The sequence below is a fragment of the Vibrio ichthyoenteri ATCC 700023 genome (assembly GCF_000222605.1).
Taxonomy (GTDB): Bacteria; Pseudomonadota; Gammaproteobacteria; order Enterobacterales; family Vibrionaceae; genus Vibrio; species Vibrio ichthyoenteri.
In genome coordinates this window covers 29,640-48,646 of sequence record NZ_AFWF01000193.1, presented here as the reverse complement: position 1 = coordinate 48,646, position 19,007 = coordinate 29,640, and the positions used below count along the sequence as shown (strand labels likewise).

General features: G+C 44.3%; 18 protein-coding genes. 3 read left to right on the top strand and 15 right to left on the bottom strand.

Translation table 11 applies throughout. The features are described from left to right. Positions 1 to 203: 203 nt before the first annotated feature. Positions 204 to 1,688 carry a ketol-acid reductoisomerase gene (gene ilvC / locus RH85_RS13640; protein ID WP_006713242.1) on the bottom strand — a complete coding sequence of 495 codons (1,485 nt, stop codon included), beginning with the start codon at positions 1,686 to 1,688 and terminating at the stop codon, positions 204 to 206. Between the two features lie 145 nt (positions 1,689 to 1,833). Between ilvC and ilvY the strand changes: the two genes are divergently transcribed. Beyond that, a complete protein-coding gene (gene ilvY, locus RH85_RS13635; protein ID WP_006713239.1) occupies positions 1,834 to 2,724 on the top strand; it encodes an HTH-type transcriptional activator IlvY in 891 nt (296 codons plus the stop codon). Between the two features lie 55 nt (positions 2,725 to 2,779). Here ilvY and hemN read toward each other — a convergent pair whose 3' ends face one another. The 5 genes from hemN to RH85_RS13605 form a co-directional block, all read right to left on the bottom strand. Next, complete coding sequence (gene hemN, locus RH85_RS13630) at positions 2,780 to 4,168, bottom strand: oxygen-independent coproporphyrinogen III oxidase (protein ID WP_006713237.1); 1,389 nt, start codon at positions 4,166 to 4,168, stop codon at positions 2,780 to 2,782. Between the two features lie 188 nt (positions 4,169 to 4,356). Further along, positions 4,357 to 4,845, bottom strand: coding sequence for a DUF2489 domain-containing protein (locus RH85_RS13625; protein ID WP_006713234.1), 489 nt, complete (start codon positions 4,843 to 4,845; stop codon positions 4,357 to 4,359). An 8-nt stretch (positions 4,846 to 4,853) separates the two neighbouring features. Continuing rightward, positions 4,854 to 5,417, bottom strand: coding sequence for a Der GTPase-activating protein YihI (gene yihI, locus RH85_RS13620; RefSeq protein ID WP_006713232.1), 564 nt, complete (start codon positions 5,415 to 5,417; stop codon positions 4,854 to 4,856). Further along, entirely contained in the window at positions 5,417 to 6,055 is a 639-nt protein-coding gene (locus RH85_RS13615; RefSeq protein WP_006713229.1) for a class I SAM-dependent methyltransferase, read from the bottom strand. Before RH85_RS13615 ends, yihI begins: the two co-directional genes overlap by 1 nt. Before the next feature lie 782 nt (positions 6,056 to 6,837). Then, the gene (locus RH85_RS13605) at positions 6,838 to 7,455 is read right to left on the bottom strand and encodes a c-type cytochrome (protein ID WP_006713225.1); all 618 of its coding nucleotides are present in this window, start codon (positions 7,453 to 7,455) and stop codon (positions 6,838 to 6,840) included. A 148-nt stretch (positions 7,456 to 7,603) separates the two neighbouring features. On the opposite strand from RH85_RS13605, the gene yihA reads away from it, so the two are divergent. Beyond that, positions 7,604 to 8,269, top strand: a complete 666-nt coding sequence (gene yihA, locus RH85_RS13600) for a ribosome biogenesis GTP-binding protein YihA/YsxC (protein ID WP_005595553.1) — start codon at positions 7,604 to 7,606, stop codon at positions 8,267 to 8,269. 393 nt (positions 8,270 to 8,662) lie between these two features. On the opposite strand, the gene spfP is transcribed toward yihA, so the two are convergent. From spfP to hemB, 3 genes are all read right to left on the bottom strand, one after another. Then, on the bottom strand, positions 8,663 to 8,710 hold the full coding sequence (gene spfP, locus RH85_RS23810) for a small protein SpfP (RefSeq protein WP_438356636.1): 48 nt from the start codon (positions 8,708 to 8,710) through the stop codon (positions 8,663 to 8,665). 193 nt (positions 8,711 to 8,903) lie between these two features. Continuing rightward, the gene (gene polA, locus RH85_RS13595) at positions 8,904 to 11,705 is read right to left on the bottom strand and encodes a DNA polymerase I (protein ID WP_006713214.1); all 2,802 of its coding nucleotides are present in this window, start codon (positions 11,703 to 11,705) and stop codon (positions 8,904 to 8,906) included. A gap of 727 nt (positions 11,706 to 12,432) precedes the next feature. Next, positions 12,433 to 13,476 carry a porphobilinogen synthase gene (gene hemB / locus RH85_RS13590; RefSeq protein ID WP_006713212.1) on the bottom strand — a complete coding sequence of 348 codons (1,044 nt, stop codon included), beginning with the start codon at positions 13,474 to 13,476 and terminating at the stop codon, positions 12,433 to 12,435. Positions 13,477 to 13,625: 149 nt separating this feature from the next. On the opposite strand from hemB, the gene RH85_RS13585 reads away from it, so the two are divergent. Further along, positions 13,626 to 14,387 (top strand): TatD family hydrolase, encoded by a 762-nt coding sequence (locus RH85_RS13585; protein WP_006713210.1) that lies wholly within the window; start codon positions 13,626 to 13,628, stop codon positions 14,385 to 14,387. A gap of 85 nt (positions 14,388 to 14,472) precedes the next feature. Here RH85_RS13585 and tatC read toward each other — a convergent pair whose 3' ends face one another. The 6 genes from tatC to ubiE form a co-directional block, all read right to left on the bottom strand. Next, on the bottom strand, positions 14,473 to 15,225 hold the full coding sequence (gene tatC / locus RH85_RS13580) for a twin-arginine translocase subunit TatC (protein ID WP_006713208.1): 753 nt from the start codon (positions 15,223 to 15,225) through the stop codon (positions 14,473 to 14,475). A gap of 64 nt (positions 15,226 to 15,289) precedes the next feature. After that, positions 15,290 to 15,670 carry a Sec-independent protein translocase protein TatB gene (gene tatB, locus RH85_RS13575; RefSeq protein WP_006713206.1) on the bottom strand — a complete coding sequence of 127 codons (381 nt, stop codon included), beginning with the start codon at positions 15,668 to 15,670 and terminating at the stop codon, positions 15,290 to 15,292. A 3-nt stretch (positions 15,671 to 15,673) separates the two neighbouring features. Further along, complete coding sequence (gene tatA / locus RH85_RS13570) at positions 15,674 to 15,916, bottom strand: Sec-independent protein translocase subunit TatA (RefSeq protein WP_005599997.1); 243 nt, start codon at positions 15,914 to 15,916, stop codon at positions 15,674 to 15,676. A gap of 49 nt (positions 15,917 to 15,965) precedes the next feature. Next, positions 15,966 to 17,600, bottom strand: a complete 1,635-nt coding sequence (gene ubiB / locus RH85_RS13565) for a ubiquinone biosynthesis regulatory protein kinase UbiB (RefSeq protein WP_006713203.1) — start codon at positions 17,598 to 17,600, stop codon at positions 15,966 to 15,968. After that, positions 17,597 to 18,202 (bottom strand): ubiquinone biosynthesis accessory factor UbiJ, encoded by a 606-nt coding sequence (locus tag RH85_RS13560; protein WP_006713202.1) that lies wholly within the window; start codon positions 18,200 to 18,202, stop codon positions 17,597 to 17,599. The genes ubiB and RH85_RS13560 overlap by 4 nt, the downstream gene beginning before the upstream one ends. Positions 18,203 to 18,210: 8 nt before the next feature. Then, positions 18,211 to 18,993 (bottom strand): bifunctional demethylmenaquinone methyltransferase/2-methoxy-6-polyprenyl-1,4-benzoquinol methylase UbiE, encoded by a 783-nt coding sequence (ubiE, locus tag RH85_RS13555; protein ID WP_005599991.1) that lies wholly within the window; start codon positions 18,991 to 18,993, stop codon positions 18,211 to 18,213. Between the last annotated feature and the right edge of the window lie 14 nt (positions 18,994 to 19,007).

The following is a 19,007-nucleotide window of genomic DNA, read 5'->3' as shown; positions in this document are numbered from 1 at the left end:
AAGCGAGAAGCGAGAAATTAAAAAGGCTTGGTCCATTTGGAACAAGCCTTTTTTGTCGCTGCTGTCTTTATTTTTGCGTCCTCGATTCAAATCAAAAACGCAGGGATAACGCTTCATTTCAAGAAGAAGACGCGCCGTTTTCGCAAGTAAATCAGCACATCAGACAACGACGTTATCCCATAACACATGCTCAGACTATGAGATTAGCCGCCTACAGCGATGTGCTTCATATCTGTCATATAACCACGTAGCTCTTCGCCAATGTACTCAACTGGGTGGTTACGAATCGCATCATTTACATCGATTAGCTGTTGGTTATCCACTTGGTTTGATGTTTCACCCAAGCCTTTACCAATCACATCGGTATTTACTGATGGCATAAACTTCTCACGCAGTAGCGGCGTTGCAACATTGGCAAATAGGTAGTTACCATATTCTGCCGTATCTGAGATTACTACGTTCATTTCGTATAGACGCTTACGAGCAATCGTATTCGCGATTAGCGGCAATTCGTGCAGTGATTCATAGTAAGCAGACTCATCAATAATCCCTGATGCTGTCATCGCTTCAAATGCTAGCTCAACCCCTGCGCGCACCATCGCAACCATTAGGATACCGTTGTCAAAGTACTCTTGCTCTGAGATTTGAATGTTTGATTCTGGGTAGTTTTCAAACGCTGTTTCACCGGTCTCTGCACGCCAACCTAGTAGGTTAACATCATCGTTTGCCCAGTCAGCCATCATAGTGCGAGAGAACTCACCTTCAATGATGTCATCCATGTGCTTGTTGTACAGTGGACGCATTAGATCTTTCAACTCTTCTGAAAGCTCAAACGCTTTAATTTTTGCTGGGTTTGATAGACGGTCCATCATGTGCGTGATGCCACCAAACTTCAGTGCTTCTGTTACCGTTTCCCAACCAAATTGCAGTAGTTTGCCGGCGTATGCTGGGTCGATACCTTCTGCAACCATCTTCTCGTAACAAACAATTGAGCCAGCTTGCAGCATGCCACATAGGATCGTTTGCTCACCCATTAGGTCCGACTTCACTTCCGCAACGAATGAAGATTCTAGACAACCAGCGCGGTGGCCACCTGTTGCTGCAGCCCAAGCTTTAGCGATGTCCCAACCTTCACCTTTTGGATCATTCTCTGGGTGTACAGCGATAAGCGTTGGAACACCAAAACCACGTTTGTATTCTTCACGAACTTCAGTACCTGGACACTTAGGCGCAACCATAACAACCGTCAGGTCAGAACGAATTTGCATGCCTTCTTCAACAATGTTGAAGCCATGTGAGTAACCTAGCGCTGCACCTTGCTTCATCAACGGCATTACCGTTTCTACAACGTTTGTGTGCTGCTTGTCTGGTGTTAGGTTAACCACTAGGTCTGCTTGTGGGATTAGCGCTTCGTAGCTTGCCACTTCAAAACCATTCTCTTTGGCATTTTTGTAAGACTGACGCTGCTCATCAATCGCTGCTTGGCGAAGTGCATATGCTACATCTAGGCCTGAGTCACGCATGTTAAGACCTTGGTTAAGACCTTGTGCGCCACAACCAACAATGACTACTTTTTTACCCTTCAGAAAATCTGCTTCTGTTGCAAACTCTGAACGGTCCATAAAACGACAACGACCTAATTGGTCTAGTTGCTCACGCAAGTTTAGGGTATTGAAATAGTTAGCCATTGTAGGGCTCTCCTTTAAGAATAATGTCCGTTTGGTCGGTAATTTTGCTTACCGAATAACCTGATACTAAAGCAGACATTAAATTGCTTAAAGTGATATATTCACAATTAGTAATTGCAATTTATGCAACATGGACGTAACTAAAATGAACATTAAGAGTCTGCAGCTTTTCATTCACCTATGTGAAAGTAAGAACTTTGCCAAGACCGCTTCAGCAATGCACATTAGCCCATCAGCTTTAAGCCGTCAGATCCAAAAGCTGGAAGCAGAATCTGGTCAAGCACTGTTCTTGCGCGACAATCGCAGTGTGGAACTGACCCCTTCGGGCAAAAAATTGTTGCCGGTGGCGCTGAACATCCTCGCCGAATGGCAAAACTATCAGGTGCAATTTGTTGACCAAAACCAAGAACTAAAAGGTGAAATACGTCTGTTTTGCTCGGTCACGGCCAGCTACAGTCATCTGCCAGAACTTCTCTCTGAGTTCCGCCTTCAGCACCCTTTTATTGAATTCAAACTCTCAACCGGTGACCCTGCGCAAGCGATCGATAAAGTGCTTAATGATGAAGCGGATATCGCAATTTCAGCCATGCCGAGCCAACTGCCTTCAAGAGTAGCATTTGAGATTATTAGTGAAATTCCTCTATCGGTAATTGCACCATCTGGGATAAGCCTCTTTGCCCAAGAGCTGCAACAACAAAGACCCAATTGGAGTGACATTCCATTTATCGTCCCTGAAGCGGGTACCGCTCGCGAGCGTGCCAATACGTGGTTTAAGGCGATGAAAATCAAACCTAATATTTACGCCCAAGTGTCGGGACATGAAGCGATTGTCAGTATGGTGGCACTAGGGTGTGGTGTGGGCATTGCACCAGATGTGGTGATCAACAATAGTCCAGTAAGAGATAAGATAGAACGCTTAAAAGTGGCTTCAATCGCTCCGTTTGAGCTGGGTGTATGCTGCAAACGTTCGCAATTAGACAACCCGCTCATCAAGGCGTTATGGAAGGTAGCACAAGAGAAATTCATTACGCCTTAAACGACAAAGCCACGCAAATGCGTGGCTTTCAAATCAAGCTAACTCACTAAGGCGATTAGATTACGCGAGAGAATTGTTGCTGACGCGCGCGATCACGTAAGTATTTATCGAAACACATACAGATATTACGAATCAATAAACGACCACGTAATGTAACGCGAATTTCGCTCTCATCCACTTCCACCAGCTCATCATTAATGAAGGTTTGTAGTAGCTCCAAGTCTTGAGCAAAGTAGCGGTTAAACTCGAGTTTGAATTCTTTTTCGATGAAGTCTTTATCGAGCTTAAAGTTACAAATCAACTGCTTAATCACTTCACGACGAATCAAATCGTCATTATCCAATGATACGCCTTTCCACAATGCGTGGCGCTGCTCGTTCACTTGTGCGTAGTACTTTTTCAATTCTTTCTGGTTTTGTGCGTATGCATCACCAATCATTGAAATCGCCGAAACACCAAAACCGACCAAGTCACACTCACCTTGGGTGGTGTAGCCTTGGAAGTTACGATGCAATATGCCTTCTCGCTGAGCCACTGCCAATTCATCTTCTGGCAAGGCAAAGTGATCCATACCAATAAATTGATAGCCTGCACCAGTCAGTGTTGCAATGGTGTCTTGCAGAATATGCATTTTTTCCGACGCTTGCGGCAGGTCTTCATCTTTAATTTTACGCTGGGCTGCAAACAATTGCGGCATGTGCGCGTAGTTAAACACCGATAGACGACCCGGTTGCATTTCCAACACTTGCTTTAAGGTTTCAGCAAAAGAATCTTTGGTCTGTTTTGGTAGCCCGTAGATCAAATCAAGATTAGTTGAGCGGAAGCCGAGCTCTTTGGCGCGCTTAACCATTGCAATAATAAAGTCTTCATCTTGCTCACGGTTAACCAACTTTTGCACTTCTTTATTGAAATCTTGCACGCCAATACTGAGGCGGTTAAAACCTTCACCACGTAAGTGGTCTAGTACATCAAGCTCAATTTCGCGCGGATCAACTTCGATGCTGATTTCTGCGGTAGGCTCGAAATCAAATTCGCCGCGTAAAATCGCCATCACACGACTGATTTGTGCTTTTGATAAAAAGGTTGGTGTACCACCACCAAAGTGCAATTGCGTCACTCGGCGACCTTGCAACAAGCTCGCACGCGTGCGAATTTCAGCCTCTAGTACATCTAAATATTCATCCGCTTTGTGCGCATGTCGCGTAATGACCTTGTTACAACCACAGTAGTAACAAAGCTTGTGACAAAAAGGAATATGGATATAAAGCGAGAGTGGTCGATCAGGGTATGCGGCACACGCCATGTCATAATCTGCCACCGTAAAAGCTTCATGAAACTCTAATGCGGTTGGGTAAGATGTGTAACGCGGCCCAGAGTAGTTGTACTTATCTAGAACGGTTTGATCCCACACAATTTGTTGGCTTGCGACTACTTGCTGCGACATGGTGATATTTCCACTTTGTGACTGAAAGGTCATGGTTATGTGAACGGCCTATTTTGCCATAGCCCTAAAAAGTAGAAACTAAAGCAAACCGTTTTTTGAGTAGCAAAACTCAGAACTGCTAACTCGATCACTCACTACTAAGTGTAAGCGATCGAGGCAATATCGTCTGGTTGAACTACCGTTGGGGCTTAAAGCATTTGAATATTGATTTGATTGTTGAGCGGCTGCACGGTTTCTTGCAGCAGTTTTAATTCATCAACAATCGCATCTTGCAGGCGAGATTCTGCTTTTTGACGGGCCAAATTCTGTTGCATACGCTGTTGTTTTGGCAGCGCTTGGCGATCTTCACCACGCGCCATGTCCTTCACGATATGGTAGAGCTCAGCGGTAGCCGGAAACTTCGTATCGAAATCCACGCGGTTATCACCTTGAACGTAATCCATAATGCAGTAAACGCGAATGCTGATTTCTGACAAATCACATTGTCCTTGAATCCCGGCCAAACAAAGTGTGTTGACGTTTTCAAAGATATTCGCGTTACGTTTTTCAATCGCTAGCTTTTGATGTTTAAGCTGCAATTCCTTTTGCTTCTTCAGTTGGAGAAGAAGGTAACCTGCGTAAGACGCTAAGCCAAGAATAATAATTCCACCGACAAAGGCTAATAAGGTTACGTTCATACTGACTGTTATCCTTTAAATTGATCGAAATCGAACGATTCAAATTCAGACAGTAGATCTTCGTCTGAGCTTGATTTTTTCGTCGCTTTCTTCGCTACTGGTGCTGGCATCTCTTCTTCTTCAACATCGTCAGCGATGTCTTCTTCGTAAAGACCCAATTGCTTCATCAGTACTTCGATGCGATTTAGCTTCTCATCGACATATTTCTGTAGACCCGAACCTAGGTTCTCACCATCTTCGATACGATCCAGTAATACTAGAAGTTGAGCGTCATTTTCCAACATTTCTAGCTCTTTCGCTGCACTAACGCGACGCTCTGCCTTAGTTGGTTTTTTCACTTCAGTGACAATAAGAGGAATTTTCTTCTTGCTGCCTAAGCGAGGATCACGCTGTTGCGCTGATTGCTGTTGCTTATTTTGTTTCGCTTCAGAGTTGCGCGTGCCAGTTTTTAAGCCTTTACGCTTTTTGTCTCTTTTACGTTCACGACCTTCAACATCTGATTGGGTACGGTTACGAACAACGATAACATCAGCAGCAGGGCCGCCTGATCTAGATTTTTTACTACGACTCATTACTGGGTTTTCCTCAGTAAAATTACATCATTTCCTACAAATTCAAGTTCGAGCTTATCCCGCTCTGCCAAGTATTCAAACGTTGCTTGGCTAAAAAAGATCACATGAGTGAGATCATTTTTATAATGCCAATGGGCAAACGCTTCTACATCGATAACCATCTTGGTCATAATACCAAGCCAGCCACCGGGCTTAACTAAATTCAACCATTGCTGCCACACTTGAGCTGGCTCATATAAGTGCTCAATCACTTCTGTAGCAGTCAAGAAGTCATACTGTTGCTCTAACACCGCGCGTTGTGGGTGGTAGTATATATCGTATAACTTCATGGTATGGCCCAGCTCTTCCAACATTATCGAAAGTGTTGGCCCTGGCCCACAACCAAAATCTAACCCGTGAGATTGAGATGCCACACGTTGGCAAATAGGATCAGCCATGCGTGATAAAAAGCGGCGATAACCCAAGTCACTGGGATTGTTTTCGTGCAGATCATAATGCGCTTTTTCAGCTTTAGCATCCAATCGCTGCTCTGGATTAACAAAGACCAGTGCACAGTTCGAACATTCGAGGTACTGGCGGTGTTTGTCTTCAAAGTAGTGATGAGTGTGATTGCTTTGACAAAGCGGACAATGGTGCATCTTTACATCCTCAAACGGGGATGCGAAACATACCAGAAAGTCAGCTTAGAGTGGAGTACTATTGTGCAATTTATCGTCAAATTGGTAAAAAATAGAGATAAAAAAAGCGATAGATGGCCTATCGCTTTCTAAATGCCACAAGGGCAAAACTGAGTCGTACAAAAAGTTGTACTCCAAAATTCCATTTGTTCTTAGTGCTTTCCCTGCCAAAAGGTGTTGTTTGCCATCATCCTGATGAGTTTTGGCTTTCCTTTTCAACATCCTGTTACTGGGCTAATCCTGCGCCTGATCCGTTTCCCTGTCTAAACCGTTAGACGAGTCAACCATCCTTATTTGAGCCGGTATCCTACCGCCCCAATATCCTTATTCATCACCAAGCATTCATTGCTTGCATCCGTGGAGGCCTTCCCAGCCTATCATCCTACTACACGTCCTGTACTGTAAGACTACTTTACGATAACGCTTATTCTGTACAACCCATAAAAGCAAAAAACAGTGCTCAAAAAAAGAGCTCAAATTTAAGCTATTGATTTTATTTTTATTAATTTAGATGGCGGCATTTTTTCTTGCAACGCTATGGTTAATCTCCTACACACCCCAAGGCAAGATCGTCCTTGAGCGAAATAAACGCACGTGATTGCGATCACATCTCTGCGCAGCACTTGCTGTTACCGACGATTCTCTTTTGCTCGGTGTAATAATAGAAATAGGTGACAATAAAAAAGCCGCAACATTGTGCGGCTTTTTTAAGTACTTACGTAGCGATAAGGCATGTGATGGGCTTAGTGTAAGCCACCCATGTAATTCGATAAGGTATCAATATCTTCATCGGTGAGTTTTTTAGCGATATCACGCATCATAGCGTTCATATCATTCTCACGCGTACCATCGCGAAACTTCATCAGCTGAGCTTTAATGTAGTCAGGTTGCTGACCCGAAATCTTTGGAAAACCAGACAACTCAGTACCATTACCACGTGGTCCATGACAAGCGATACAAGCTGTTAGGCCTCGCTCGGCGTCACCTGCGGTGTAAAGGACTTTACCCTGCGCGACCACATTTTCTGGCGTTGAACTATGCGCCAAAGGCAAAGAGGCATAATAAGCAGCCAGATCAGCCATGTCTTGTTCGTTTAAAGGAAGAGCCATACCACTCATCACGGGGTCGTAACGGCCTTGCTTACCACCACTTGTCATACCAAGTTTGAGATCTTTAAGCTGTTTCTCAAGGTACTTTTCATGCTGACCCGCAAGTGACGGATACATTCCAAGTAAACTGTTGCCATCTGCCCCATGGCATGCGACACAAGTTTGAGATTTTTCTTTACCAGCTTCAATACTGCCTTGGGCCCACACGGAGCAGCTGGCTAAAAGGCTCACAATTAGCGCTAATTTCTTCATGACATTCCATTATAATTATCAAGCTTCCAGTACCACTCTGCATTGCCACTCATGCTACAATAAGCGATCTTATGCCGAGTGCGGTTATTTTACACAATTTCACAAAAAAGTAATCAATTGACTACACAAAGTCGAGATGGAGTTAACAGTGAGCGTAAAAATTAATTACCAAAACACCCATTTCATCACAAGTGCACCTGATATTCGTCATTTGCCAGAGGATGAGGGAATCGAAATTGCGTTCGCCGGACGCTCCAACGCGGGTAAATCAAGCTCTTTGAACCGCCTAACCAACCAAAAGAGCTTGGCGAAAACCAGTAAAACACCTGGTCGTACCCAATTGATCAACCTTTTTAAGGTGACCGAAGGTTGTCACATTGTCGATCTACCGGGTTACGGTTTCGCGCAAGTTCCGTTGGAATTAAAGAAGAAATGGCAAAAATCTTTGGGTGAATACCTACAACAACGCCAATGCTTAAAAGGCTTGGTGGTGCTAATGGATATTCGTCACCCAATGAAAGATTTGGACCAGCAGTTGATCTTCTGGGCTGTTGATAGCGGTATTCCAGTACAAGTGCTATTAACCAAAGCGGACAAACTAAAAAGTGGCGCACGTAAAGCACAGCTTTTAAAGATCCAAGAAGAAGCAATTGGTTTTGGTGGCACAGTGAAAGTTGATGCTTTCTCGTCACTAAAAGGAATCGGTGTTGATGTGTTGCGTAACAAATTAGATGAGTGGTTTGCACCTGCATTTGCTCACCTTGTAGAGCAAGATATTGACCAAGACGATCATGCAGATTTCGATGGCGAATAAGCCGTTTGCTATTATTAAAAGCCTCGCCTAGTGCGAGGTTTTTTTATGCCTGGTTATTTATATTCCCACTCTTTTCGTCATCTTATCAGATAAAAAACACCAAAAAATGACCGCCAATTTGGGGGTTATTTCCACTGTAAAACAACGGTTTGAGAATATAAGCTTAATCTTTATTTTTTAACAGAAATAACAATAATGCCATGAAAAAATATTACAAAAATTTTCAACGTGAAAGATATTGTTTCAGAATAGTTTAATAATTGTAAGTTGTTCACGAATGACTGGGAAAATAAAAGAAATGAGCTAGATTTGCAGGTAAGTTATTCTTTATTAGATATTTTTGCTTGGCACAATAAAAAACGCCCCAGCCAAACACTGGCTGGGGCGGCTGAATCAGCCTAATCCAATAACGTGAAACAAAAGGTCTGAAAGATAGAACATCTTACCTCTGTACCCTACGTCGATTAATGTACAACAATTGGTCAGTGATGGAAACTATTTTTGTAAGTTTTTTTCACTTTTGTCTTATTCAGCAACAGAAAAGCATTGTTCTACTGGGCTTTTTTAACATCAAAAAAAAGCCAGCGTTTGTGCGCTGGCTCATGCTATTTAGCTCTAATTGTACAATTTTTGTCTAATGAGCCTGATCCCAGTTATCACCATGACCCGCTTCAGCAATCAACGGCACGGCGAGCGTTGCTGCTGATTCCATCAATTCTTGTACTTTTGTTTCAATTTCGCCTAACGCAGACTCTTGAACTTCAAAAACCAATTCATCGTGCACTTGCATTAACAATTTAACACGACCATCGCCTTCTTTTTCAATCCACTCATCAACCAATAACATCGCTTTTTTAATGATATCAGCCGCTGTGCCCTGCATCGGTGCGTTGATCGCAGCACGTTCAGCCGCTTTGCGACGCATGCCGTTGCGAGATTGAATTTCTGGTAGATGTAAACGACGACCAAAAATGGTTTCAACATAGCCTTGCTCAGAAGCCGCGCTGCGCGTGTCTTCCATATATTGCATCACGCCAGGATAACGCTCGAAATACTTGTTCATGTAATCTTGCGATTCGCCACGAGGAATGCCCAGCTGCTTCGCCAAACCAAACGCACTCATGCCGTAAATCAAGCCAAAGTTAACAGCTTTAGCACGGCGACGCTGCTCTGATGAAACCAGATCAATCGTGGTACCCATGATTTCCGCAGCGGTAGCTGCGTGGATATCTTTACCTTCACGGAATGCTTCAAGCAACGCTTTATCACCCGAAAGGTGCGCCATAATACGCAATTCAATTTGCGAATAGTCGACCGCGAGAATCTTATAACCGTGCGGAGCAATAAAGGCCTGACGAATACGACGTCCTTCTTCATTACGAATTGGGATATTTTGTAAGTTTGGATCGGTCGAAGATAAACGCCCCGTCGCAGTAACGGCTTGATGGTATGACGTATGCACGCGACCGGTTTCTGCATTGATCATTTTTGGCAGCTTATCAGTGTAAGTCGATTTGAGCTTAGCCAAGCCACGATATTCCAAAATCAGCTTTGGTAACGGATAATCCAACGCGAGCTCTTGCAGCACTTCTTCATTGGTTGAAGGCGTACCTGATGGCGTTTTCTTGATTACCGGCAGACCCATTTTTTCAAACAACAATACTTGCAGCTGCTTTGGTGAATTCATATTGAATTCTTGCTCAGCAAGCTCATACGCTTTTTGTTCCAACTCATCCAAACGAACCGCTATTTCTTGCGATTGCGCAGACAGCTTCATGTCATCAATCAATACGCCAGTGCGCTCAATTCGCGATAACACTGGCACCAATGGCATCTCAATTTCATGATAAATCGCGTTAAGCTTTTCGTCTTTTGCCAGGCTTGCATTTAAACGATGATGCAAACGTAACGTTACATCAGCATCTTCAGCGGCATATGGCGATGCTTGTTCAAGATCGATTTGGTCAAAGGTCAGCTGTTTCTTACCTTTACCAGCCACTTGCTCAAATGAGATGCAGCTATGTTGTAAGAAGCGCAACGCCAAGCTATCCATATCATGTTTGCCGCCAACGCTGTTATAAACATAAGATGCCAGCATGGTATCGAACTTAATGCCGCGCATTTCAATATCGTAACGCGCTAACACACTCGCATCATACTTTAGGTTTTGGCCTACTTTCGCTTGGTTATCATCTTCCAACAACGGCTTTAGTTGCTCTAATACCCAAGTACGGTCAAGTTGCTCTGGCGCATCTAAGTAGTCATGGGCCACAGGAACATAAGCAGCGACTCCTTCTTCAGTGGCAAAAGAGACACCGACAAGGTTTGCAACCATGTAATCAAGACTGTCTGTTTCTGTATCGAAGGCAAAAACATCAGCTGCTTTAAGTTTTTCAAGCCAATGATTAAAGCGCTCTTGATCAAGAATGGTCTCGTATTGGCTACGGTCAATACTGATCGCTGAACGGTCAATTTCCACTTGGTTTTCGCTTGCAGCAGGCGCTGATGAAGCCGCTGCGCCACTCTTCTCAATCGCTTCAACCACACCGGTGCCACCTTCAAGTAGCTCATTAAGCCACGACTTGAAAACGAGCTGTCCGTACAGTTTGATCAGTTCATCAGTATTTGGTTGCTCTTTTACTAGCTGTTCAGGTTTGAACTCCATTTCTACATCAAGCTTGATGGTCGCGAGCTGGTAAGAAAGCAATGCATTTTCTTTGTTGTCTTCCAGTTTCTTGGCCATAGTTTTTGAGCCACGGAAGCCCAGCGGCGCGATATCATCAAGATTCTGATACAGCGTTTCCATACTGCCAATACCTTGCAACAAAGCGGTCGCTGTTTTATCACCCACGCCCGGCACACCAGGAATGTTATCCACTTTATCGCCCATCAGCGCGAGGTAATCGATGATCAATTCAGGTGGAATACCAAATTTTTCAATCACACCTTCACGATCAAGCACGACGTTGGTCATGGTATTGATCAAGGTGACGTTTTCATCCACCAGCTGCGCCATATCTTTATCGCCAGTGCTGATAAGTACAGGGATACCCTGTTGTGATGCCTGGTGCGCTAACGTACCAATTACATCATCCGCTTCCACGCCCGAGATCGAGATCAATGGCAGACCCATCGCACGAATAACGTTGTGTAGGGGTTCGATCTGACAGCGAAGATCATCTGGCATCGGCGGGCGATTTGCCTTGTATTCCGGATACATATCGTCACGGAAGGTTTTTCCTTTCGCATCGAAGATCACCGCAATACGATCCGATGCAAACTGACGCATCATGCTACGCAGCATGTTTACCACGCCATAAACCGCATTGGTTGGGATATCACCATTACTCATGGTGCCAGGGTAAGCATGGAATGCACGGTATAGATAGGAAGAACCGTCGATCAGAATTAACGGGTTATCTGGGATACGGGCCATAGTCTTTTAGTTTCCAAAGAAAATGCAAAATAAGATCTGCTTAGAATGCCACGACTGTGGCAGCGATGCCATGCAAAGTCTGTGATGTCTCTTGCGACATTTGTTTAGAATCTCAACAACCTCAGCCACCTTCTGTGGATAACTCTGTTTATAATAATTATCCAATGCTATTTTGCCGACCGATTTTTGTGGTCCAACCAAATAGAAGGCTTTGTTTTTAAAGGTTATATTGTAGGATCGACCCTTTCAATTGAGATCTAAAAACGATCTTCAATTGTGGAAAAGACTGCTGGTGTCCTTTTGTGCAGGGACAAATTGCAGAGATAAAAAAAGCGACATCTTTCGATGTCGCCTAGCAAAAAAGTGTCAAAGCGTTTCATGTGGAACATGCGGCTTTGCCATATAGCTATAAATTACACTGGAAGCAATGTGAGCAATGTCGTGTCAAAAAGAACTTGTGCAAGTTCATTAAATTCTGTGTCGCCATCAAATTCAATTACTTAAAATTAATGACTCAACATCCTTGTGAACAGCCTCATTCCCTAAGACGAGATTGATAATAATGATTCTCATTTACATAGTCAACATCTAAATGAGAAAAAATCTCATTTCTTTTTAGCGTATTTACAATCACTCTATAACATCATTACAGCATTGCTCTTTTTCACTACACATAAAAAAGGCCGGCTTTCGCCGACCTCTTCTTGTTGCGTATCACACAGCAAGGTTATTTACCACGTAGATGCTGTGCCGCTTGTGCATTATCTTCTGCTAACCATTGCGCTACATCTTTAGCAAAGTAAGTCAGAATGCCGTCAGCACCTGCGCGCTTAAAGCATAGTAATGATTCCATAACAGTATCACGTTCACTTAACCAACCATTGAGAATCGCCGCCTTGTGCATCGCGTACTCGCCTGAGACTTGATAAGCAAAGGTTGGTACTTGCAACTCGCTCTTTACACGACGAACAATATCCAAATACGGCATACCCGGTTTAACCATCACCATATCCGCACCTTCATTGATGTCCATTGCCACTTCATACAAGGCTTCATCACTATTTGCCGGATCCATCTGGTAGTTTTTCTTATTACCACCTTTCAAGTTTGATGCAGAACCAACGGCATCACGGAATGGTCCATAGTAGCAAGATGCGTATTTCGCTGAGTACGCCATGATTTGGGTATTGATATGGCCCGCTTCTTCTAACGCTTGGCGAATCGCACCAATACGACCATCCATCATATCTGATGGCGCAACAACATCTGCCCCCGCTTCTGCGTGAGACAAAGCCTGCTTGATCAATACTTGAGTTGTTTCATCATTCAGTACATAACCTTCGTCATCAATGATGCCATCTTGACCATGAGTGGTGAATGGGTCCAAAGCGATATCGGTGATCACCCCCATTTCTGGCACATGCTCTTTTAACGCACGAACCGCACGTTGAACAAGACCTTCAGGATTATATGCCTCTGCAGCACACAAACTTTTCGCATCTTGATTAACGACAGGGAACAGAGCAATCGCTGGCACTCCTAGCTGCGCTAGGTATTGAGCTTCTTCCAATAGCAAATCAATCGATAGGCGTTCAATGCCTGGCATTGACTCGATCGCTTCACGGCGGTCTTTACCCATTAGAACAAACATCGGGTAGATCAGATCGCTCACCGTTAACTGATTTTCTGCCATTAAACGGCGGCTGAAGTCGTGTTTGCGCATACGGCGCATACGGCGACCAGGAAATTGACCTTGAATGGAAATTGACACTCTATTCTCCTTCATCTGGTGAAAGTGCTTACCAAGAATCATATCACTCTCGCCAGCGCGCGCTAGATCCAAGCATGAAAAATGCAAAAAATGACCTTGGCTTCACACTGCCGTATACTTTGCTCAGTTTAGACACAACGAGAAGCACTATGATCGATAGCCATGCCCATATCTATGCCAGCGAATTTGATAATGATCGCGATGAAGTCGTCCAACGAGCTCTTGCACAGGGTATCGATACAATTCTCTTACCTAATATCGATCTAGATTCCATTGAGCCTATGCTCAAAACCGAAGCGACCTATCCTAATGTTTGTCGTTCGATGATGGGGCTTCACCCTTGTTATGTTGATGGCAATGTCGATCAAACCCTCGCAACCATTTATAGCTGGTTCAGCAAACACAACTTTATTGCCGTTGGTGAAATTGGTATCGATCTTTATTGGGATAAAACCTACCGCGCAGAACAAGAGAAAGCCTTCATCACGCAATTAAACTGGGCCAAAGAGATGAGCCTACCGGTCGTGATTCATACCCGAGACTCCATAGAAGAAACTCTTGGCCTACTTAGCAAGCAACAAGATGGTTCGTTAAGTGGTGTATTCCACTGTTTTGGCGGCAGTGTGGAAGAAGCGAAAGCAATTAATGATCTCGGTTTCCACTTAGGTCTGGGTGGCGTATCAACCTTTAAAAATGGCGGGATGGATTTAGTGATCCCTACTTTAGATCTTAATTATGTCATTCTTGAAACCGACTGCCCTTACCTAGCACCGGTGCCACATCGCGGCAAACGTAACGAACCCGCTTACACCCAATTGGTCGCACAGCGTATTGCCGATCTGCGCGAGATAAGCTTGCAGCAAGTGGACGAACTTACTAGCCACAACGCAAAAACGCTGTTTAATCTATAAGGCTTTAGCAGCGAACAACATTTGATTTGCAAATTACAGGCATAAAAAAAGGTTGGCATCGCCAACCTTTTTCATATCGCTATCATTACTCTTCGACTTGCTCTTCTTCGTCATCATCCTTACGGACATAGAAACGCGCAAAGAACAATCCCACCTCAAACAGCAAACACATTGGGATAGCCAATAGCGTTTGTGAAATGATATCTGGCGGTGTCAGTAGCATACCGACTACGAAAGCAATCACGATAATGTAAGGACGCTTCGCTCTTAACTCATCTGGTGAGGTCGCCCCCGTCCAACACAATAAAATGATCGCTACAGGTATTTCAAACGCAATACCAAACGCCATAAACAGCGCAAGAACAAAATCGAGATAACTGGAAATATCGGTCGCAAATTCAACCCCTCCCAGCGATATCGCGGTAAAGAAGCCAAACACCAATGGGAACACCACAAAATACGCAAAGGAAACGCCTGCGTAGAACAGCAGTGAACTGGAAAACATCAACGGCATAATTAAACGACGTTCATGCTTATACAACCCTGGTGCGACAAAAGCCCATACCTGATAAAGGATCAATGGGACGGCAATAAACACCGATGCAATTAAGGTTAATTTTAGTGGAGTAAAGAAAGGGGATGCGACGTCAGTCGCGATCATCGTCGCCCCTTCCGGTAATTTGTCGACAAGTGGTTTTGAAACAAACTCGTAGATATCACCAGAAAAGTAGATTAAACCAAGAAACACCACTAATACCGCAACCAACGCTCGCAAAAGACGATTGCGCAGCTCCAGCAAGTGGCTAATTAAAGGTTGTGTCTGCTCAACAGAAGGCATATCAAACCTCATTCTAGAAGATCAAAAAGGAGCCGCACGTCACATGCAGCTCCTCACTTAAAGGCTACTCGGCTTTCTTATCTGCCGGCGCAATGGCTTGGCTAGTCTGTGGTTTTTCATCACTGACAGCCACTTCAGTCTCCGCGGCCTTTTGAGCGTAGGGACGTTGCACCTCTTGCGCTGCTTTCTTAAGTTCGTCTACTGAAGACTTCAACTCTGGCGATAGATCTTCCATCCCCATTTTTTCAGCTTTACGCAAATTCTCTTGCAGCTCTTGTACCTTAAGCTCGTGAGAGATTTCATCTTTCACACTGTTTGCCATGGTTTTCGCTTGTGAAACAAAACGCGAAACACTGCGAATTGCATGCGGCAAACGCTCTGGGCCCAAAACAACAAGAGCAACGACAGATATTAATACCAGTTCCCAAAAACCGATATCAAACACGTATTATGCCTGCTCTTTGTCTTTCTTAGTTTCAGCAGTCGCTTCAGTCTTCTGCTGCTCTAGATTCTTAGGTTCAAAGTCAGCATCTTTTTTATCTTGAGATGCATCTTCATCGCTCATTGCTTTTTTGAAGCCTTTAACCGCACTACCTAAGTCGCCACCAATGTTACGTAACTTCTTAGTACCAAACAGCAATACAACGATTACAGCAACAATTAGAAGTTGCCAAATACTAATACCACCCATTTCTTTTACCTCGGGTTCTATCAAAAAAATTATTGAGTGAGTCTAACGCCTATCGGCGATAAGCTCGCCAACTAAGCAACCAAAATGTGACCCCAGAGACTGCGCAAAGTGGTGACAATTGCTCATAAGTGCTGTTGACCATAATTGCCGAGCATACGACTAATGTGGCACCAACACCAAATAAAAATTTACCTGTCGCCTGCTGACGCTTCGACATACGGTAGCCTTGATAAAGCTGATCCATGCGCTCATTCAACGCTTTACCTTGGCGTAAGCTGTCATACAACAGCTCAGGCAACTCTGGTAGTTTTTCCGCCCAGAACGGTGCACGATCTTTAACTGCATTGATCAGCGCTTGCGGTCCAACTTGATTCATCATCCACGTTTCAAGGAAAGGCTTCGCGGTCGCCCAGAGATCCAACTGAGGATACAACTGACGCCCTAGCCCTTCTACATAGAGCAAGGTTTTCTGCAGCAATACTAACTGTGGCTGCACTTCCATTTCAAAACGGCGCGCGGTGTTAAACAGATTCAGTAGTACGTGACCAAAAGAAATCTCACACAACGGTTTGGCAAAAATCGGCTCACAAACAATACGAATCGCAAATTCAAATTCATCGATATTGGTTTCACGTGGAACCCAACCCGATTCAACATGTAATTCTGCTACACGACGGTAATCACGATTAAAAAAGGCCAAAAAGTTTTCTGCCAAGTAACGCTTATCATCGCTATTAAGCGTACCAACTATGCCACAATCCAAGCCAATCCAACGTGGATTTTCTGGATGTGCGGGCTCAACAAAAACGTTGCCCGGATGCATGTCTGCATGGAAAAAACTATCGCGAAACACCTGAGTAAAGAATACACTCACACCGCGTTCAGCCAGCAATTTCATATCAGTACCATTGGCGATTAAGCCCTCGATGTCTGATACTTGAATGCCATAAATTCGCTCAGAAACCATCAGTGATTCACTACTGAAATCCGGCATCACCTCGGGAACATAGAGTTCTTCGCTGCCTTCAAAGTTACGGCGCAATTGAATTGCGTTGGCCGCTTCTCTTCTTAAGTCTAGCTCATCAAGCAGAGTCTTCTCATACTCTCGCACAACCTCAACCGGTTTTAAACGACGTGCTTCAGGTTGCGCCTTGGCGACTATACGCGCCATGCGATACATCAGTTTTAGATCTGCATCAATCACAGGGCGAATATCTGGTCGAATGACCTTCAAAACAATCTCTTGCCCGCTCTCTTTTAAACGCGCGGTATGCACCTGTGCAATAGAAGCAGATGCCAATGGCTTGATATCAAACTCAGTAAACCAATTCTCAATCGGTCCACCGAGTGCTTTTTCCATCTGCTCTTTGGCTAATTGACCATCAAAGGGCGCTACTTGGTCTTGCAGCAAAGCCAGTGGGTCTGCGATGTGCGGTGGAAACAAGTCACGGCGCGTCGACATCATCTGGCCAAACTTGATCCATACCGGCCCAAGTTCTTGCAGTGCTAAACGTAAACGTTCGCCTAGGGGCTTTTCAGGATGTTGGTTTTTAATCCAAAACAGTGATTTACGCGCCAGCAGTGGCGCTTTAGTCAACTGATGCTTAGGCAGGAGTTCATCCAAGCCGTATTCAAGCTGAACTTTAACGATACGATAGAGACGACGGAGTTCCGAAGGTGTCATACACGCTCCAGTAACTGATTAAGTTTTGCTTCCACACGGGCAGCTTGGCTTTTTACATCGTCAACCTGATCACAGAAATACGCCACTTCTAACGGCGCAGGCGCCAAGCGCCACTCTTCAGTAATCACTTGTGCCACGTACTCTTGCTGTTTCGTCACCTGTGATCTCACCAATGAGCCAAAGTGACTAGCACCTTTCACCAGTGAATGAGCCGCAACATCACCCACCACGCGCGATAACCACTCTGCGATATCCGGCTTACAATCGGTCATCAGTTGCGAGAATTTTTGCGCCAACTGGATGTCCCCTTCCAGCACCAGCTTATCTTGTTTGATCAGCTTAGTAATATTGGCTTGCTCACGCAATTGAGGCAGAACAGACAAGTTGAGTGATAAATAACAATCAGGTTCACCTTCGTAGTTGGCCAACACATCAATTTGCTGACTAAAAATGAAGGTAATGGTTTTGTTCACTTCTTTAAGGTGAATTTGGATCACTTGTCCTTTTAGGCGCGACAAGCGACGACCCAATTCAGGATCGTCTTTAATCAAAGTATTGAGTGTGGTTTCAATAACGGCAGTAACCAAGGGTTCAAATGGCATAGTGACCTCTAGAACTTATAACCACGGTGTAGCGCAACAATACCACCAGTTAAATTGTAGTAATTGGTTTGCTCAAAGCCCGCTTCATCCATCATGCCCTGTAAGGTGTCTTGATCTGGGTGCATGCGAATTGATTCAGCAAGGTAACGATAGCTATCTGCATCGTTTGCCACCACTTCACCAATTTTTGGCAATAGGTGGAACGAGTAAGCATCATAAATTTTTGATAGTGGCTCAAGGATCGGTTTAGAAAATTCCAACACCAATAAACGGCCACCTGGCTTTAACACGCGGAACATTGAACGCAGTGCTTTATCTTTATCGGTTACGTTACGTAAACAGAAACTGATGGTGATAACATCAAAGTAATCGTCAGGGAATGGCAGTTCTTCTGCGTTAGCTTGTACATAATGAACATTACCAACGATGCCGCTATCACGCAGTTTATCGCGACCAACATTCAGCATTGAGTTGTTAATATCTGCCAATACCACATGACCTTTCTCACCAACAATGCGTGAGAACTTTGCAGTCAAATCACCCGTGCCGCCACCAAGGTCAAGCACACGTTGGCCTGGACGCGCACCACTACAATCAATGGTAAAGCGCTTCCACAAACGATGCACGCCACCGGACATTAAGTCATTCATAATGTCGTATTTCGCCGCTACTGAGTGAAATACTTGAGCAACTTTGGCCACTTTTTCTTCTTTGGCTACGGTGGTAAAACCAAAATGGGTGGTTTCTTGTGTTTCTAACGCTGTATTTGACTGCACGTTGGTATCCGTCATGATTAATCCTCTTC

Bases quoted from the DNA above. Each gene is read 5' to 3' on its own strand.
- ilvC (WP_006713242.1), bottom strand. From the start codon at position 1,688: ATGGCTAACTATTTCAATACCCTAAACTTGCGTGAGCAACTAGACCAA.
- ilvY (WP_006713239.1), top strand. From the start codon at position 1,834: ATGAACATTAAGAGTCTGCAGCTTTTCATTCACCTATGTGAAAGTAAG.
- hemN (WP_006713237.1), bottom strand. From the start codon at position 4,168: ATGTCGCAGCAAGTAGTCGCAAGCCAACAAATTGTGTGGGATCAAACC.
- RH85_RS13625 (WP_006713234.1), bottom strand. From the start codon at position 4,845: ATGAACGTAACCTTATTAGCCTTTGTCGGTGGAATTATTATTCTTGGC.
- yihI (WP_006713232.1), bottom strand. From the start codon at position 5,417: ATGAGTCGTAGTAAAAAATCTAGATCAGGCGGCCCTGCTGCTGATGTT.
- RH85_RS13615 (WP_006713229.1), bottom strand. From the start codon at position 6,055: ATGCACCATTGTCCGCTTTGTCAAAGCAATCACACTCATCACTACTTT.
- RH85_RS13605 (WP_006713225.1), bottom strand. From the start codon at position 7,455: ATGAAGAAATTAGCGCTAATTGTGAGCCTTTTAGCCAGCTGCTCCGTG.
- polA (WP_006713214.1), bottom strand. From the start codon at position 11,705: ATGGCCCGTATCCCAGATAACCCGTTAATTCTGATCGACGGTTCTTCC.
- RH85_RS13585 (WP_006713210.1), top strand. From the start codon at position 13,626: ATGATCGATAGCCATGCCCATATCTATGCCAGCGAATTTGATAATGAT.
- tatC (WP_006713208.1), bottom strand. From the start codon at position 15,225: ATGCCTTCTGTTGAGCAGACACAACCTTTAATTAGCCACTTGCTGGAG.
- tatA (WP_005599997.1), bottom strand. From the start codon at position 15,916: ATGGGTGGTATTAGTATTTGGCAACTTCTAATTGTTGCTGTAATCGTT.
- ubiB (WP_006713203.1), bottom strand. From the start codon at position 17,600: ATGACACCTTCGGAACTCCGTCGTCTCTATCGTATCGTTAAAGTTCAG.
- RH85_RS13560 (WP_006713202.1), bottom strand. From the start codon at position 18,202: ATGCCATTTGAACCCTTGGTTACTGCCGTTATTGAAACCACACTCAAT.
- ubiE (WP_005599991.1), bottom strand. From the start codon at position 18,993: ATGACGGATACCAACGTGCAGTCAAATACAGCGTTAGAAACACAAGAA.